Origin of the sequence: Agarivorans albus, from assembly GCF_019670105.1 — a bacterium.
Lineage (GTDB): Bacteria > Pseudomonadota > Gammaproteobacteria > Enterobacterales > Celerinatantimonadaceae > Agarivorans > Agarivorans albus.
Genome location: NZ_AP023032.1, coordinates 3003867 through 3020351, shown reverse-complemented (window position 1 = coordinate 3020351; position 16485 = coordinate 3003867). Strand labels below are relative to the sequence as shown.

Genomic DNA, 16485 nt, shown 5'->3' with positions numbered 1-16485 from the left:
TCATGGAACAATTAACTTTACAGCCTATTTCTCGTATTAACGGTGAAATTAATTTACCTGGCTCAAAAAGCGTATCAAATCGTGCATTGTTATTAGCTGCACTGGCTGAAGGCGAAACCGTATTAAGTAACCTGCTCGACAGTGACGACATTCGCCACATGCTAAATGCACTTAAAAAGCTTGGTGTAGATTATCAGCTTTCTGAAGATCGTAGCCGTTGCACAGTAACTGGTTTAGGCAGAGCTTTTAAGGTTGCTCAAGCCGAAGAATTATTCTTAGGCAATGCTGGAACGGCAATGCGTCCTTTGTGTGCCGCCCTATGTTTGAGCCAAGGTGAGTTTACCTTAACCGGTGAACCGCGCATGGAAGAGCGCCCAATTGGCGCCTTAGTTGATGCCTTACGCCAAGTGGGAGCCGACGTCACTTACCTAAAGAATGAAAACTACCCTCCTTTAAGTATTAAAGGCACTGGCTTAGCTGGCGGCAAGGTCGACATCGACGGTTCTGTATCTAGTCAGTTCTTAACGGCCTTTTTAATGGCTGCACCTTATGCCCAACAAGACACTGAAATTAGTATTGTTGGTGAACTAGTATCAAAGCCTTATATCGATATCACCCTTAAGATGATGGCTGCCTTCGGTGTCGAAGTTGAAAACGATAACTACCAACGCTTTATCGTTAAAGGTCAGCAAATCTATCAAGGAGCTGGCGAGTTTTTGGTTGAAGGTGATGCGTCTTCGGCTTCTTACTTCCTTGCCGCTGGTGCAATTAAAGGCGGTGAAGTAAAAGTGACTGGCGTAGGCAAAAAGTCTATGCAGGGCGATGTATTATTTGCTGATGTATTGGCTGCAATGGGCGCCGATATCGAGTGGGGCGACGATTACATTATCGCTCGTAGCGGCGAGCTAAGCGCGGTAGATATGGACATGAACCATATTCCTGATGCTGCGATGACTATTGCTACCACTGCATTGTTTGCCAAAGGCACTACCGCCATTCGCAATGTATATAACTGGCGAGTAAAAGAAACCGACCGATTAGCTGCTATGGCCACCGAGCTTAAAAAAGTGGGTGCAACAGTAACTGAAGGGCACGACTTTATCGAAGTTACTCCTCCTGCGAGTTTGAATCACGCAGCGATTGATACCTACGACGACCACCGCATGGCTATGTGTTTTTCTTTGGTTGCCTTAAGCGATACACCTGTAACAATTAACGATCCAAAGTGTACTTCTAAAACATTTCCTGATTATTTTGAGCGCTTGCAGCAACTTAGCGAATAAAACTATCGAAATGTGTTGGTAACTTAGTTAGTCTTAAAAGAGTCACTTTTGTGACTCTTTTTTTACGTCCGTACTTTGGCTCAAGCAAAAAGTTTGAGTTTATTAATATAAAGGCAAAAAGCCACATCATAAAGTACGGCAGAAACGGTAACTGGACTATGAATGTTTATACTGCGCGGCAGGCGATCCTCGATCGCCGGCAGCGGGTGGTAGCCTATGAGCTACTTTTTAGGGATGGACCAGACAATGTCTTTCCCGACATTGATCCACATGAAGCGACCTCCAAGCTGATTATCCGCACTCAGCTAAATGACGGCTTGAATGCGATCACTCAAGGCAAACCAGCCTTAATCAATTTCCCTGAAGAAAGCCTCCATTCTGAAATGATAAAGTTGCTACCCAATAAGCAGGTAGTGATAGAAATTTTAGAAGATGTCAAACCCAGCGACAAGCTATATAAGCGTTGTCAGTCCTTGTTTCATCGTGGTTATAGATTGGCTTTTGACGACTTCATTTATCGGCCTGAATGGGAGCCTTACTTAAAGTTTGTTCGGCTTATAAAGGTTGATATACAGCGTACGCCATTTGATCAACTAGAATCGCTTTTTAGGGCCGTAAAATCACGTAAAAACATCAAATTATTGGCCGAAAAGGTAGAAACGCAAGCGGAATATCAACAAGCTAAAGAAATGGGCTTTAACTTCTTTCAAGGTTACTACTTTTGTCAGCCCGAAATGCAAGTGGCTAAAGACATTGATGCTAGCTATTTGATGATATCCCGTTTGTTCTATGCCGCGACTCGTGAAGACGTAAACATTAATGAAGTTGTACGCTATTTTGAACGTGATACGGGATTAACCTACAAGCTACTGCGTTTTGTTAATTCTGGAAGTTTGCCAATTGTCGAAGACATCGCATCAATTAAGCAAGCCGTGGTGTATATCGGCAATAATCAGTTGCGAAAGTTGGTGGCATTGTTAGCCAATGCCATGACCGTAAGCCACAAGCCGCGTGAGCTGGTGCGTATGTCGGTGCATCGGGCTAGGTTCTGTGAACTAGTAGCGATGCGCAAATCGCCGAGCATGCAAGAAACGGCGTTTTTATGTGGATTGTTTTCCTTGCTTGATGCCATTTTAGATAAACCTCTAACAGATGTTCTGTATAGCTTACCGCTCGATCAAGACATTCGTGACGCCTTGTGTTCAGAACAGCCGTCGATGTTGAGAGCCATGTTACTGACCATAAAATCTTATGAGGAAGGGCATTGGTATAAAACTGAGCGTTTGGCTGAACAACTGCGCATGGACTACACCCAAGTAGAGCAGTTAAATCTTCAAGCGCTGCTTTGGAGTGAGCAATATCAGTCGTTGATTGGGCAAAATTGAGCTAGCTCAATATATGATTTTGCTTACTTTCTTGAAAATTGTGACTCAAGAGCTTAATAAACTAAGTTTTAGTGAATTAAGTTGCACTCAGGTCAACTATTTTTCTTAGCTTTTTGGTATGCTGTCACGACTATGAACTTGGTGCAACGAATGCCAGGTCAGAGCGTTTTTTTAGGAGCTAAATAGTTTGCGGTTGTGCCTCGTTAGATTCTTAACGTTGCTAGTGGTAGGTTGTTGTTGGTCGTTAGGCGCGAACGCCTATATAGTCAATGCGAGTGAATATCAATGGCTCGAAGATAATCCAGAAATCAGGGTTGCTGTTGTGGCAGACCGTTTGCCGCTGGAGACTATTGATCAGGCTGGTACTCCTCAAGGCTACGCGGTAGAAGCGCTAAATCAGCTGGCTTTTCAAACCCGTTTAAAACTCAAGTACACCGCTTATCCTAATATCACTGATGCGATAATGGCCTTACAACATGGCCAAGTGGACATGCTTAGCAGCGCCAGTTCGCACCGCCGTCTTAGCCCTTTTGTTCATTACACCTTAACCACTTGGGTTCAACCACTAGCGTTATTTCATCCGCTAGAGCAAGCGCGTTTCGCTAATATGAAACAATTAGCTGGTAAGAACGTAGCAACGGTTGCAGGGAGTAGTGCTCACGAAGCCTTATTAAGCAAATACCCCGATGTAAACATCATCGTCTATGCAAGCTTGGTTGAAGCCTTGCAATCGGTGGTGGAGCAGCAAAGTGTTGCTTTGCTTGCGGGCAGTGATGAAGTGGCCGCTAACTTACGTGCCCATCCTCAATGGCGCTTACAGCAAGCGTTTCAGCTTGAACATGGCGTGCTGCACCGCTTTGCTATTCGAGAAGATTGGCAGCCTTTAGTGGATTTAATGAACCGCGGCATTCTGTCTTTTGAGGCCGATTATAGCGAACAGACTTATCGACGCTGGCAGGCTTACGCGGCCAATAGCGGCCAAACAGGGCAGTTTTCTTACTGGTGGCTTCTCGGTGTATCGTTGTTGCTTTCGATAGTGACCTCCGCCTTTGTATTAGTAAGGCAGCATCTTAAAAAAGCCAATAACAAAACCTTACAGCTGCGCGAGCAACTTGATTATTGGAAAAACCATGATGAAGTAACCAGCTTGCCTAATCGTCGCCATATTACCCGCTTACTGACCAACTGGTTAGATGATGCAACCCCGTTATCGGTATTAATGTTTGATTTCCCAAGGCAAAATGAAGTATTTGAAAACTTCGGTCAGCGCTTAGGCGAAGTCACTAAAGAAGCCTATGCCAAGCGCGTACAAAAAAGCCTACGTAAGCATTACCCTGAAGCACAATTAGCCTACTGGTATCACCATTACTTTGTAGTGGTTGTGCCAAATGTGAATAAAGACAAAGAAGTCATCGAAATCGCTAAGCAAATTGTGCAAAGCTGTCGCGGTTGGTTGCGTTTAGAACAACTTCAATTGCTGACTCGCTGTCATGTGGGTTACTGCAGTTACCATCCAAGGCGTGAAGCCTTGCATAGCGATACTTTGTTAGCTAATACCTTTACCGCGTTAAATCACGCGGTTAAAACGGGTGTAAGTGTTTGCCGTTACCGACCGGATTTAAGCCAAGCGGGTTTAGTAAAACTCACCTTAGAATCTAAGTTGCGTCGCGCTATTGGCAATAACGAATTAGATTTATTCTTTCAGCCGCAATACTGTTTAAAAACCAATAAAGTGATTGGTGCCGAAGTATTGTTGCGTTGGTTTACCGAAGACGGAGCCATCTCACCCGATGAGTTTGTACCGGTTGCCGAAGAAACCGGTTTGGTACTGCAGCTAGATAAGTGGGTGTTCCAAAATGCTATGCGCTTTATGGCGCGCTTCTCTAGCCAACTACCTGAAGGCTTTAAGCTATCGGTAAACTTTTCTGCTGCCACAGTGTCGCTGGGTCATGCAGAGAAAATTGCGATCAACTATGCCAAACAGTGGCAGGTTAATCCACAGCGTATCTGTATCGAGATCACCGAGTCGGCTATGATGGAACAACCAACAGAAGCTAAAGCCAGTATTCAGCGAATGCGTGATGCAGGCTTTGGTATTGCCATTGACGACTTTGGTACCGGTTATTCTTCAATGGCTTATCTTAAGCATTTGCCAGTAACGGTACTTAAAATTGACCGCGCCTTTGTTAGCGGCTTAGAAGATAATTTATCGGATCAACACATTGTTAAAGCGATGGTGATGATCGCCCGCAGTATGAAGTATCAAGTACTCATCGAGGGTATTGAAACTCAAGTTCAAGCCAACCTTGCTTCGGTAATGGGTTGTGAGCAAGCGCAAGGCTATTTCTTTGCGAGACCTCAGCCAGAAGCTGACTTTGTGAAGAACTATCTGCCTAAAACATCTACAAAAGAGAACCTTCGATTAGTTGTTAATTAATCTTGGCGCGGCTTTTGCTTTTCCCTGTATATCTTAAGAACAATGCCATTTATCTGGCGGTAGAGGGAAATCATGAGAGTAGATTCGGCAAACCTATTTAGCGAACTGCAATCAATGGCTGGCGAAATGAAAACAGGCGGTATCGCCAACGACATTGCTACGCCAAGCAGCCAGATAACGACCTCTTCGGTAAACAGCGATTTTGGTAACCTGCTAAAAGACGCGATAAATAATGTTAATGGCTTGCAATCTAATGCCAATGACTTGCGAACCCGCTTTGATTTAGGCGACCGCAGTGTGGGCATTGGTGATGTAATGATTGCCGCTCAAAAATCTAGCATCGCTTTTGATGCAACGGTTCAAGTAAGAAATAAGCTAGTTGATGCTTATAAAGAAATCATGTCCATGCCGGTTTAATGTGGCTAGGAGAATATTGTGGCTAGCGAAGGAAGTAACGCAATGAGTCAAGAACCGGCACTACTAGGTTCAGATAGCGAAGGTGATAGCTTAGAGGCTACCGAGCAGCAAAGCTCTGCCTTATCATTTTTAAGCAATGGTGACGTGCTGCGTCAAATCATCATGATTTTGGCTTTGGCTATTTGTTTGGCAATGGCTGTCTTCCTATTGATGTGGGCTAAAGAGCCCGAGATGCGTCCGCTGGGTAATATGAATACTAGCGAGTTGGTGGAGACACTCGACTTCTTAGACGCCCAAAAAATTCCTTATACTATTGAAGGCAACACTGTATTAGTGAATGCCGAGCAATATCAAGATATTAAACTTAAACTACGCCGCTCTGGACTAACCGAAGCAGCGCCTGCTGGTGAGCAAATTTTACTAAACGATATGGGCTTTGGTGTTAGCCAACGCTTAGAAGGGGAGCGACTAAAGCTTAGTCGTGAGCGTCAGTTAGCTACCGCCATCGAGCAAATGAAATCGGTGAATAAAGCGCAAGTACTGCTCGCCATTCCTAAAAGCAACGTATTTGCCCGCCGTGAGCAAAAGCCATCAGCTACCGTGGTGGTTAACTTGCGTGGCGGAAATGGCCTTAAGCAGGAAGAAATTGACTCGATCGTCGATATTGTTGCTTCCGCAGTTCAAGGCTTAGTGCCTACTCGCGTTACGGTGACCGATCAAAACGGCCGCTTATTAAACTCGGGTAGCCAAGACCCGCTATCTTCACGCACTCGCAAAGAATTTGAGATGGAGCGTAAGCGCGAAGAAGAATATAAAGACAAAATTGACGCCATCATGATCCCAATCGTGGGCGTGGGCAACTACACAGCTGAAGTAGATGTAACACTTGATTTTACTGCCGTTGAACAAACTCAAAAACGCTTTAACCCAGATTTACCTGCTGTTCGCAGCGAATACACTATTGAAGATAACAATGTTGGTGCCGGCGCTATTGGCATCCCAGGTGCGTTAACTAATCAACCTCCACTGCCAGCAGAAATTCCAGAGCAAGCGGGAGCTGCCAATAACCAAGTTCAATCAGGCAGCAGCCATAAAGAATCTACCCGTAACTATGAGCTAGATACCACCATCAGCCATACTCGCTCTCAAGTGGGAACCTTGAGACGCTTGAGTGTATCGGTGGCCTTGGATTACAACAGTCAAGTTTCTGACAGTGGCGAAACAACCCGCGAGCCGCGCTCGGCTGAACAAATGGCCAGCATTCGCCGTTTATTGCAAGGCGGTGTAGGTTTTAACCTAAGCCGCGGCGATACCTTAGAGGTGGTAAGTGTACCGTTTTCTCGCCCAGAAATTTTCACCGAAGCTGATTTACCCGTTTGGGAGCAAGCTTGGTTCTGGCGAGCGATGCGGATAGCAGGCAGCGTACTGGTATTAATTGTATTGATTGTTGCTGTGGTTCGCCCAATGCTGAATCGCATTCTATCTAGCGGTGAAGAAGACGAGCAGGCCGAAACTGATTTAGATGCAGCATTAGCCGCTTACGAAAATGACGATGATTTACAGCTTATCTCGGCAGATAATACTGAAGTAGACTTTGGTATTCGCGATGGTCAGCTTAAACTGCCAGACTTACATAAAGATGAAGACATGCTAAAAGCGGTTCGTGCGCTAGTAGCAAATGAGCCAGACCTAGCGGCGATGGTGATTAAAGATTGGGTAATTAACGATGCCAAATGAAGATGAAGTAAATCCAGAGGAAGTCCTCGGTGATATGAGTGGTATTGAGCGCGCAGCGATTTTGATGCTGAGCCTCAATGAAGACGATGCCGCTACTATTTTCCGCCACCTTGAGCCAAAGCAGGTTCAGCGTTTAGGTATGGCGATGGCATCATTAGAAGACTTTTCTCACGACCGAGTGGTTGCGGTTCATCGTTTGTTTATTGATGACATCCAAAAATACACCAATATTGGTATTGGTAGTCAAGACTTTGTTCGTAATGCCTTAACCGCAGCATTGGGTGAAGACCGTGCGTCTAGCCTAGTTGACCAAATCATCATGGGTAGTGGTGCTAAAGGCCTTGATTCCTTGAAATGGATGGATGCGCGCCAGGTGGCTAACATCATTCAAAACGAACACCCGCAAATCCAAACCATTGTATTGTCTTATTTAGAAGCTGAGCAATCTGCTGAGATTATGTCGCAATTCCAAGATAAAGTGCGCTTAGACTTAATGATGCGTATTGCCAATCTTGAAGAAGTTCAGCCTGCGGCACTAACCGAATTAAATGAAATTATGGAGAAACAGTTTGCTGGTCAAGCTGGTGCACAAGCTGCAAAGATGGGCGGCCTGAAAGCTGCAGCAAACATCATGAACTTCTTAGATACCAACATGGAAGGCATGTTGATGGACTCTATTCGCGAAAGCGACGAAGAGATGGCCCAACAAATTCAAGATCTTATGTTTGTATTCGAAAACTTGGTGGATATCGACGACCGTGGTATCCAAACCTTGCTGCGTGATGTTCCGGGCGAGTTACTGCAAAAAGCACTTAAAGGTGCTGACGATTCACTGAAAGACAAGATCTTCAATAACATGTCTAAACGTGCTGCAGAAATGCTTAAAGATGACCTTGAAGCCATGGGACCAATCAAGGTTAGTGAAGTTGAAACTGCCCAGAAAGAAATTCTGTCGATTGCTCGACGCCTCTCAGAAGCCGGTGAAATTATGATTGGCGGCGGCGGTGGAGATGAGTTCTTATAAACATGAGCGACCAAGATAAAACGCCAGAACAAGAGAGCGAAGATCTCGCGCAAGACGCTCCAATTGAAGCGTCCAGCGAGATGATGGATGAAGATGAGATAGCTGCGCTTTTAGAGCAAAATGACGCTTCACCAGCCAGTGAAGCGCCAGCAACAGAAGAGCAAAGTAGCGATGTAAGCGACGAACAAGCGGCGATTGACGCGATGTTAGCCGATGCAGCAGAACAGCAAAATATAGCGGCTGAACAGCTAAATAATGAACTACCAAATAATGAACAGGCTGAATCTGAGCCAGAAGACGATATAGCGTGGCCTCTCCCTGACTTCACCGATCCCCACCATGTTGAAGAAGAGCCTACTAGCAACGTATTCAATATGAAGCCAGCGTGGTTCAACGAAGAGCCCGTTGAAGAAGAGCCTGAAATTCAATTTGAGCCGATGACAATTGAAGAGCTTGAAGCGCTTCGACAGTCTGCTTATGAAGAGGGCAAAGCTGAAGGTAAAGCGGAAGGTCACAAAGAAGGTTTGCTAACCGGCCACGAAGAAGGCTTGGAACAAGGCAAGGCACAAGGCCATCAAGAGGGCTTAAGCCAAGGTTTAAGCGAAGGACAGCAACAAATTGATCAGTTAAGCAGCCGTTGGCAAGGGCTTATTGATCAGCTTCATCAGCCCAATAAACAGATTGATGAAGAGGTTGAGCAACAAGTGGTAGAGCTAGCCACTAAACTAGCGGCAGAGATTGTCCAAGTAGAGCTGGTGACTAACCCGAGCATAATCGCCAAAACCGTTAAGCAAGCAGTAGCTGCGCTGCCTTTGCAAAAACAACATATTCGCATTCATCTACACCCAGAAGACATGGCGGTGATTCAAGCTGTGTTTCCTCCAGAAACCCAAGCAAAGAAAAACTGGCAATTATTAGCAGATGGTAGCCTAACGCAAGGTGACTGTTTAATTGAAAACGACCTTTCTTCAGTATCTGTAGATATGAATGAAGTGATTAAACAAAGCCTACAGTCTTTTATTCGCCAAAATGGTCAAGACGATGACGCTGAGCCAACGACTTAAAGCTTATAACACTGAGCATGTTCGCAACGCACCAACGGTTGCGGGTAAATTGACTCGGGTGGTTGGCTTAACCTTAGAAGCCGTTGGCTGTCGCGCGCCAGTAGGCTCGCTTTGTTCAGTAGAAACGCTTGACGGTTTTTTAGAAGCTGAAGTGGTTGGTTTTTCTGGCGATAAGCTTTTCCTGATGCCCAGTGAACAGCTTACTGGAGTGCTGCCTGGCGCTCGAGTTATTCCAATGCATGAACACCACGGTATTCCAGTAGGTATGGAGTTACTTGGTCGAGTAATTGACGGCGTAGGCAAACCACTCGATGGATTGGGTGATATTAATTGCAAGCAAACCACTAACCTTAGCTCCGCGCGTTTAAACCCCATGGCAAGAAAGCCAATTAAACAACCATTGGATGTTGGGGTTCGTTCGATTAATTCGGTACTTACCGTAGGTCAGGGGCAGCGAATGGGCCTATTTGCCGGCTCTGGTGTGGGTAAAAGTGTACTCATGGGCATGATGACGCGAGGAACTACTGCTGATGTAGTCGTAGTGGGGTTGATTGGTGAACGTGGCCGAGAAGTAAAAGAGTTTATTGACGACATTTTAGGTGAAGAAGGCCGCCAACGGGCGGTTGTGGTGGCTGCGCCTGCCGATGCTTCACCGCTTATGCGTTTGAAGGGCTGTGACACTACTTTAACCATTGCCGAGTACTTCCGCGATCAAGGCTTAAATGTTTTACTGCTAATGGACTCTTTAACTCGCTACGCCCAAGCCCAGCGTGAAATAGCATTAGCCATTGGTGAGCCGCCAGCTACCAAAGGTTATCCACCATCGGTTTTTGCCAAGCTACCTCGTCTGGTAGAGCGCGCCGGTAATGGCGGAGAAGGGCAAGGTTCTATCACCGCCTTTTTTACCGTGCTTACCGAAGGTGACGATTTACAGGATCCGATTGCCGATGCCGCCCGAGCTATTCTTGACGGACATATAGTATTGTCGCGCGAGTTAGCCGACTCTGGCCATTACCCCGCGGTTGATATTGAAAAGTCAATCAGTCGGGTAATGCCTGCAGTAACGAGTGAGGGGCATCAGCAACTGGCTCGCCAGCTAAAATCGCTCAATGCTTCTTACCAGCAAAACCAAGACCTTATCGCTATTGGCGCCTACCAACGCGGCGCAGATAAACGCATTGATTTAGCCATCGCTATGAAGCCGCATATGGATCAGTTCTTGCAGCAAGAAATGAAAGAAGTAGTAGCTTATGACGAAAGTCTGACGCGGATGGAACGCACCATGCAAATGGCTAACATCAACGCGCAAGGCCCATTATAAGCAACTAAGATTTAGTTGAGTAGGAGATGGGCATGGCAAGGCGAGCTTTATATTTAATGGTGGAACGCTTGCAAGAACAAGAGCAAGACGCCGCCCGAGACATGGCCGAAGCACAACAGCAACTTAGCGAATTTGAAGCACAACTTGCGCATCTCGAAGACTACCGACGTTCCTATCTCGAGCAAGCCTTAGCTAAGGGAGTTGACGGCTTTTATGCGGATAGTTTTCACCAATATCAATTGTTTATTCAAAAGCTTGAACAAGCCAGCGTTCAGCAGGGGAAAAGCATTGAACAGGTGAAAAAGAACGTGTTGTTGAAGCGCAAGCAATGGCTAGATGTACAAGCAAAGCGCAAAGCTATGGAGCTGCTGATTGATAAACAAGTAAAACAAAAACAGAATAAACAAGCACGTGAAGAGCAAAAACTATTAGATGAATATGCGCTATATGCACATCTTCGAGGTCAAGCGAGCTAATCGGCACGTTTAATGCTTTGAATTTTAGATAATGCTAGCGCGCCTTCAATATGTGGGTCGCGAAACAAATATTTTTATCGCAAGGGTAAGCAAATATATGGAATTACTGTTAACCGACACAGCCAATGCCAAACAGTTTTCTTCACTAGGAAGTGCAGCGCTTAGTCCCTCTGAGAAAAGTGACGATTTTGCTAAATTAGTCAAAGAGTTAGAGCATCTCCCAAAAGCTGATAGCCCAGTAAAGCAAGCGATTGAAAAGCAGCTTTCCGGCTCGAAAAATAATGTGAGTGACGATGCTGAAGCTGGTAAAGCTCAAAGTCCTAGTGATTTATTAAAACAGTTGGATAATGCCAAGCAAGCGGCCGAAGGTATAGATAAAAACCAAGGTGAAACTAATAAAACTGCTGAGACAGAGCTAGTTAACGGTAGTAAAACCCCTGATAGTAAAGACATTACCAGTAGTGAAGAGTCTAGTAATGAGGAATCCGTTGACACTGAAACTCCTAGTAAAAATCTACAAAAACAGTCGCTTGTTGATAGTGACTCTTCCTTAAAACAAGAGAAAACAGCCGTTGGCGATGAAAAACTAGCAGCCGATAAGCAAACGTTAGTTAATCAAACAACACAAAGCGGCAGAGAGTTGCCGCCTACTCAAGCAGAAGCAACCAAAGCGCATTCGAGCGATGCTAAAGACAGTAGCCAAGTGAGCGATGGGAAAGATGCTGCAGCTAAACCCGTTAAAGTAGATATCGCAGCAACTGCTGGTTCACAAAACGCTCAAACAGCTATCTCAAAAGAAGCCGCAGTAGAAGGTCTGAACTCTACAAAGTCAGAAACAACTGATAAAACCACCGCTGGCCAAGAGCAAAGCAGCAATAAACAACAGCTCGCTGGTGAACCAGTGGAACCCAAAAAAGTTGCTGATAAAGACCCAAAGCTTGACCCAAGCAATGAGCGAATTATCAAAGAAAATGCACCAGCTTTAGCGGGTGAGCATAACAAAACCTTAAGTGCTAAAGAGGGTGAGCGTTTGACTTCAAGCGCTAATGAAAAAGCGCCATTAGACAAAGTTGTTGCTACTGTTAGTCGAAGTGATGAGCAAAAAGCGCTTAAGGCTAAAGAGTCCGAAGCCTTAGCTTCTAGCACTACAGAAAAAGCTCTCGCGGATAAATCCCTAAGTGCTGCCCAAGACAAAGCTTCTGAAAAGCCTTTATCTTTAGCAGAGCAAAACCGCTTAAAACAACAGGGTGAAGCTCAAGCTAATCATTCAATGGCTAAACCTCATTTAGACCAAGAGGAAACAAGGGCGAAAGAGCTGAATGCTAAATTAAGCGGCGAAGCTGTGGCTGCTCAGCAAACCAATAAAGTAAGCGACGAGCCTAAAGCTGGCGTCGCTGTTCAGCAGGGCACTAACACTACGGTTAACAGTAAAGTTAGCGCTGCAGATGTTGCCCAGCAAAGCGATAAACTTGCGAGCGCAAGTATTACTGCTGCGAGTAGCAAGCAATCGAGCGGTGAAAATGGTTCCGAGCATAAGGAACAGCAATCATCACAGACCCAACAACAGGGATTACCTAACCAAGCTGAAGCTACTCGACCACAAGAGCACCACAGTCTTTTTAGAGCTGCTTCGGGCGCCGACGTGGTGGCTCGGGCAGAGCAAGGAAGTAATGAAGCTGTACTAAAACAAGCTCAGCAAGCTAATCAAGTTAATGACAAAGCAACGCAGTTCAATGAGCGTTTGAACCCTGCGCAATACCAAGCGCCAGCTGAGTTAAACCAACGGGTACAATACATGTTAAGCCAAGGCATGCAAAAGGCTGAAATTCGTTTAGACCCTGCGGAGCTAGGAAGCATGCAAATTCGCTTGCAAATGAATCAAGACCAACAAGTCTCGGTACAAATTCAAGTACAAAATCCGCAAGCGCGTGAAGCTTTGGAACAAACAATGCCACGTTTACGAGAAATGCTGCAGCAACAGGGAATCGAACTGGGGCAAAATCAGGTTAGCCAACAAAATCAAGGCAGCGCTTCTCAACAAGGTGGAGGCCAAACAACGGCTGGTGGACAATCGACCAACGGCGAACTGGTTGATGATACTACTGAGCAAGACATGAGCGCATTGCTGGCGAATCATGCAAACAGTGATGGCATTGACTTTTATGCCTAGTTTATTTCTATGAGATGCTGTTGAAGCGCCTCTTAACTATGTAATAATAAAAGCAGTTTAGCGATAATTTCATGGAAACGTAGATGGCTGAAGAATCAGAATTAAAAGTAGAAGATGGTGAAGGTAGCAGTAAAAAGAAGCTAATTATCATCATCGCTATTGTAGCCGTATTGGTGATTGGTGGTGTGGTTGGCTTTTTGTTAATGGGCGGCGACTCAGATGAAGCCCCAGCTGCAGCAGAACCAGCAGAGGAAGCAACGTCTTCAGTTACTCATACAGCCTTATATGTAGGTATGCCTAGACCATTCGTATTTAATATTGTGGGCGACCACCGAGATCGCTTAGTACAAATTAAAGTACAATTATTGGTTCGTGGTACTGCCAATGAAGAAGCCGCCAAGCTTCATATTCCATTGATTGAAGGGACCTTATTGAGTGTATTTAGCTCTGCAACCGTAGAAGACTTATCAACTCAAGAAGGCAAAGACAAAATTCGCGAGAATTCGTTAACTGAGACACAAAAAGCATTAAAAGAGATAACCGGTAAAGTAGTGGTAGAAAAAATCCTATTCACCGGCTTTGTAATGCAATAAAGGACCAACGTGAGCGATTTATTAAGCCAAGACGAGATCGATGCGCTATTACATGGTGTTGATGACATAGAAGAGGACATCATAGAGCCAGAAATGTCTGGCAGTGTGGTGGAGTTTGACTTCTCTTCTCAAGATCGAATCGTTCGTGGACGAATGCCAACTCTTGAGTTGGTTAATGAACGATTTGCTAGGCATATGCGAATTAGCCTATTTAATATGATGCGCCGCACAGCGGAAGTATCTATTAATGGCGTGCAAATGATTAAGTTTGGCGAATACGTTCACACGCTATTTGTTCCTACCAGTTTAAACATGGTTCGTTTTCGACCTTTAAAAGGTACTGCTTTAGTAACCATGGAAGCACGTTTGGTGTTCATTTTGGTAGAGAACTTCTTCGGTGGAGATGGGCGTTATCATGCCAAAATTGAAGGCCGCGAGTTTACACCTACCGAGCGCCGCATTATTCAAATGCTGCTTAAAATTATTTTTGAAGACTATGTAGAAGCTTGGGCGCCAGTAATGGACGTTGGCTTCGATTATTTGGACTCAGAAGTAAACCCTGCAATGGCCAATATCGTGAGTCCCACCGAAGTGATTGTTGTTAGCTCATTTCATATTGAGCTGGATGGCGGCGGTGGCGACTTCCATATATCTATGCCGTATTCAATGTTGGAACCGATTCGAGAGCTTTTAGATGCGGGTGTGCAAAGTGATAAACAAGACACTGACCAGCGTTGGAGCTCAGCACTAAGTGATGAAATCATGGATGTGCCAGTGGGTTTACATACCAAATTGTTAGAAACTGACGTAACGCTGCGTCAGTTAATGGATCTTAAAGCAGGTGATATTATCCCGGTTGAGATGCCTGAAACTGCTATGTTATATGTAGAAGATTTACCTAGTTACCGAGTTAAACTTGGTAGACAGAAAGAAAAAATGGCACTGAAAATTGATACTCAGTTAAAACGTCCAGACACTGTGAAGAGTGACCTTGAAATGGTGGTAAGTAGCCGCCGTTCATCACCGGGCGACGAGTAAAGTAATAAGGATAAAATATGAGTGATCAAGATGATATGGCTGATGAGTGGGCAGCAGCAATGGCCGAAGCCGAGCCTGCTCCGCTTGAAGACTTTGTCGATGAATCAAAACCCATAACCGAAGAAGAGCAACGTAAGCTTGATTCGATTATGGACATTCCTGTAACTATTTCCATGGAAGTAGGCCGCAGCAATATTAGCATCCGTAACCTGTTACAACTTAACCAAGGCTCAGTGGTAGAACTAGATAGGGTTGCCGGCGAACCGTTGGATGTTCTTGTTAATGGAACACTGATTGCGCATGGTGAAGTGGTTGTTGTAAATGATAAGTTTGGTATTCGCCTTACCGACGTTATTAGCCAAACCGAACGTATTAAAAAGCTCAAGTAATGCAACAAGTCCTCGCATTCATCATTGCAGCCGGCATTAGTTTGCCAGCTTTAGCTGAACAAGAAACCACTACTCCTCCCAATAGCCAAGTTGAACTGCTTTCGTGGGTAATGTCTTTGGCTTTAGTCTTAGTCACTATTTTTGTTTGTGCATGGGTACTAAAGAAGACTCGGCTTAGCCAGTTTGCTGGTGGCCAGTCTAGAGTGGTCACTAACTTAGCTTTAGGTACGCGAGAGCGGGTGATGGTGGTAGAAATTGGTGAACAGCAGTACTTAATTGGTGTTACTACTCAATCTATAAACCTTTTGGATAAGTTAGATAAACCGATTGTTGCCAAGCCGAAAAAGATGAGTGGCTCATTTACTAAACAGTTACAAGGATTGTTGGCTAAAAATGAAAAGTAAGCTGTTTATTTGCCTAAGTTTGTTGCTAGGTGTTGTTGCCCCTAGTGTTGCTCAAGAAGGTATTTTACCGGCCATCACTATGACCACTAATCCAGATGGTGGACAAGAGTATTCGGTGACCTTGCAAGTCTTGGCCTTGATGACTGCGCTGTCATTTTTGCCTGCATTAGTGATTATGATGACATCCTTCACCCGCATCGTGGTGGTGATGTCTATTTTAAGGCAAGCCATGGGTTTGCAACAAAGCCCGTCAAATCAAGTAATTATTGGCATCGCTTTATTTTTGACCTTTTTCATTATGTCGCCGGTAATCGATGAAGTGAATACTCAGGCTGTTCAGCCATATTTAAGTGAAGATCTTACTTCGATGCAGGCTTTCGAAAAAGCCAAAGAGCCGCTCAAAGAGTTCATGTTGGCGCAAACCCGGCTAACGGATTTGGAAACCTTTGTTAAAATTGCCAAAGTGGAAGTGGGCTCGCCGGAAGAGGTACCTTTCAATGTACTTATTCCTGCCTTTATAACCTCAGAGCTTAAAACCGCTTTCCAAATTGGTTTCATGTTGTTTATTCCCTTCTTGGTTATCGACTTAGTGGTGGCCAGTATCTTGATGGCAATGGGTATGATGATGCTGTCGCCAATGATTGTATCTTTGCCATTTAAGCTAATGCTGTTTGTGTTGGTAGATGGATGGAGCTTGGTGATGGGCACGCTTGCAAATAGTTTTGGCGTATAGACGTAGGAGCCTTT

Annotated in this window: 15 protein-coding genes; all 15 read left to right on the top strand. The window is 44.9% G+C overall.

The window, feature by feature from the left end; genetic code table 11:
* Positions 1-2 precede the first annotated feature (2 nt).
* Positions 3-1283, top strand: a complete 1281-nt coding sequence (gene aroA, locus K5620_RS13620; protein WP_016401720.1) for a 3-phosphoshikimate 1-carboxyvinyltransferase — start codon at positions 3-5, stop codon at positions 1281-1283.
* 50 nt (positions 1284-1333) lie between these two features.
* A complete protein-coding gene (locus K5620_RS13615; protein ID WP_016401719.1) occupies positions 1334-2668 on the top strand; it encodes an EAL and HDOD domain-containing protein in 1335 nt (444 codons plus the stop codon).
* A gap of 223 nt (positions 2669-2891) precedes the next feature.
* The gene (locus K5620_RS13610) at positions 2892-5105 is read left to right on the top strand and encodes an EAL domain-containing protein (RefSeq protein ID WP_281423314.1); all 2214 of its coding nucleotides are present in this window, start codon (positions 2892-2894) and stop codon (positions 5103-5105) included.
* 72 nt (positions 5106-5177) lie between these two features.
* Complete coding sequence (fliE, locus tag K5620_RS13605) at positions 5178-5522, top strand: flagellar hook-basal body complex protein FliE (RefSeq protein ID WP_016401716.1); 345 nt, start codon at positions 5178-5180, stop codon at positions 5520-5522.
* 42 nt (positions 5523-5564) lie between these two features.
* Complete coding sequence (gene fliF, locus K5620_RS13600) at positions 5565-7259, top strand: flagellar basal-body MS-ring/collar protein FliF (protein WP_040307164.1); 1695 nt, start codon at positions 5565-5567, stop codon at positions 7257-7259.
* Positions 7249-8283, top strand: a complete 1035-nt coding sequence (fliG, locus tag K5620_RS13595) for a flagellar motor switch protein FliG (protein WP_040307146.1) — start codon at positions 7249-7251, stop codon at positions 8281-8283. Before fliF ends, fliG begins: the two co-directional genes overlap by 11 nt.
* A gap of 2 nt (positions 8284-8285) precedes the next feature.
* Positions 8286-9347, top strand: a complete 1062-nt coding sequence (gene fliH / locus K5620_RS13590) for a flagellar assembly protein FliH (protein ID WP_016401713.1) — start codon at positions 8286-8288, stop codon at positions 9345-9347.
* Positions 9325-10668, top strand: a complete 1344-nt coding sequence (gene fliI / locus K5620_RS13585; protein ID WP_016401712.1) for a flagellar protein export ATPase FliI — start codon at positions 9325-9327, stop codon at positions 10666-10668. The genes fliH and fliI overlap by 23 nt, the downstream gene beginning before the upstream one ends.
* A gap of 32 nt (positions 10669-10700) precedes the next feature.
* A complete protein-coding gene (fliJ, locus tag K5620_RS13580; protein WP_016401711.1) occupies positions 10701-11144 on the top strand; it encodes a flagellar export protein FliJ in 444 nt (147 codons plus the stop codon).
* Between the two features lie 97 nt (positions 11145-11241).
* Positions 11242-13314: a flagellar hook-length control protein FliK gene (locus tag K5620_RS13575; protein ID WP_016401710.1), complete on the top strand. Its 2073-nt coding sequence runs from the start codon at positions 11242-11244 to the stop codon at positions 13312-13314.
* Positions 13315-13397: 83 nt separating this feature from the next.
* Entirely contained in the window at positions 13398-13907 is a 510-nt protein-coding gene (gene fliL / locus K5620_RS13570) for a flagellar basal body-associated protein FliL (protein ID WP_016401709.1), read from the top strand.
* 9 nt (positions 13908-13916) lie between these two features.
* Positions 13917-14945, top strand: a complete 1029-nt coding sequence (gene fliM / locus K5620_RS13565) for a flagellar motor switch protein FliM (RefSeq protein ID WP_016401708.1) — start codon at positions 13917-13919, stop codon at positions 14943-14945.
* Positions 14946-14962: 17 nt separating this feature from the next.
* Positions 14963-15334, top strand: a complete 372-nt coding sequence (fliN, locus tag K5620_RS13560) for a flagellar motor switch protein FliN (protein WP_016401707.1) — start codon at positions 14963-14965, stop codon at positions 15332-15334.
* Positions 15334-15738 (top strand): flagellar biosynthetic protein FliO, encoded by a 405-nt coding sequence (gene fliO / locus K5620_RS13555; protein WP_016401706.1) that lies wholly within the window; start codon positions 15334-15336, stop codon positions 15736-15738. The genes fliN and fliO overlap by 1 nt, the downstream gene beginning before the upstream one ends.
* Positions 15728-16471 (top strand): flagellar type III secretion system pore protein FliP, encoded by a 744-nt coding sequence (fliP, locus tag K5620_RS13550; RefSeq protein WP_016401705.1) that lies wholly within the window; start codon positions 15728-15730, stop codon positions 16469-16471. The genes fliO and fliP overlap by 11 nt, the downstream gene beginning before the upstream one ends.
* Positions 16472-16485: the final 14 nt, after the last annotated feature.

Excerpts from the sequence above, each read along its gene's own strand:
- fliJ (WP_016401711.1), top strand. The coding sequence starts at position 10,701 with ATGGCAAGGCGAGCTTTATATTTAATGGTGGAACGCTTGCAAGAACAA.
- fliL (WP_016401709.1), top strand. The coding sequence starts at position 13,398 with ATGGCTGAAGAATCAGAATTAAAAGTAGAAGATGGTGAAGGTAGCAGT.
- K5620_RS13575 (WP_016401710.1), top strand. The coding sequence starts at position 11,242 with ATGGAATTACTGTTAACCGACACAGCCAATGCCAAACAGTTTTCTTCA.
- fliH (WP_016401713.1), top strand. The coding sequence starts at position 8,286 with ATGAGCGACCAAGATAAAACGCCAGAACAAGAGAGCGAAGATCTCGCG.
- fliG (WP_040307146.1), top strand. The coding sequence starts at position 7,249 with ATGCCAAATGAAGATGAAGTAAATCCAGAGGAAGTCCTCGGTGATATG.
- fliO (WP_016401706.1), top strand. The coding sequence starts at position 15,334 with ATGCAACAAGTCCTCGCATTCATCATTGCAGCCGGCATTAGTTTGCCA.
- fliP (WP_016401705.1), top strand. The coding sequence starts at position 15,728 with ATGAAAAGTAAGCTGTTTATTTGCCTAAGTTTGTTGCTAGGTGTTGTT.
- fliN (WP_016401707.1), top strand. The coding sequence starts at position 14,963 with ATGAGTGATCAAGATGATATGGCTGATGAGTGGGCAGCAGCAATGGCC.
- fliI (WP_016401712.1), top strand. The coding sequence starts at position 9,325 with ATGACGCTGAGCCAACGACTTAAAGCTTATAACACTGAGCATGTTCGC.
- aroA (WP_016401720.1), top strand. The coding sequence starts at position 3 with ATGGAACAATTAACTTTACAGCCTATTTCTCGTATTAACGGTGAAATT.
- fliE (WP_016401716.1), top strand. The coding sequence starts at position 5,178 with ATGAGAGTAGATTCGGCAAACCTATTTAGCGAACTGCAATCAATGGCT.
- fliF (WP_040307164.1), top strand. The coding sequence starts at position 5,565 with ATGAGTCAAGAACCGGCACTACTAGGTTCAGATAGCGAAGGTGATAGC.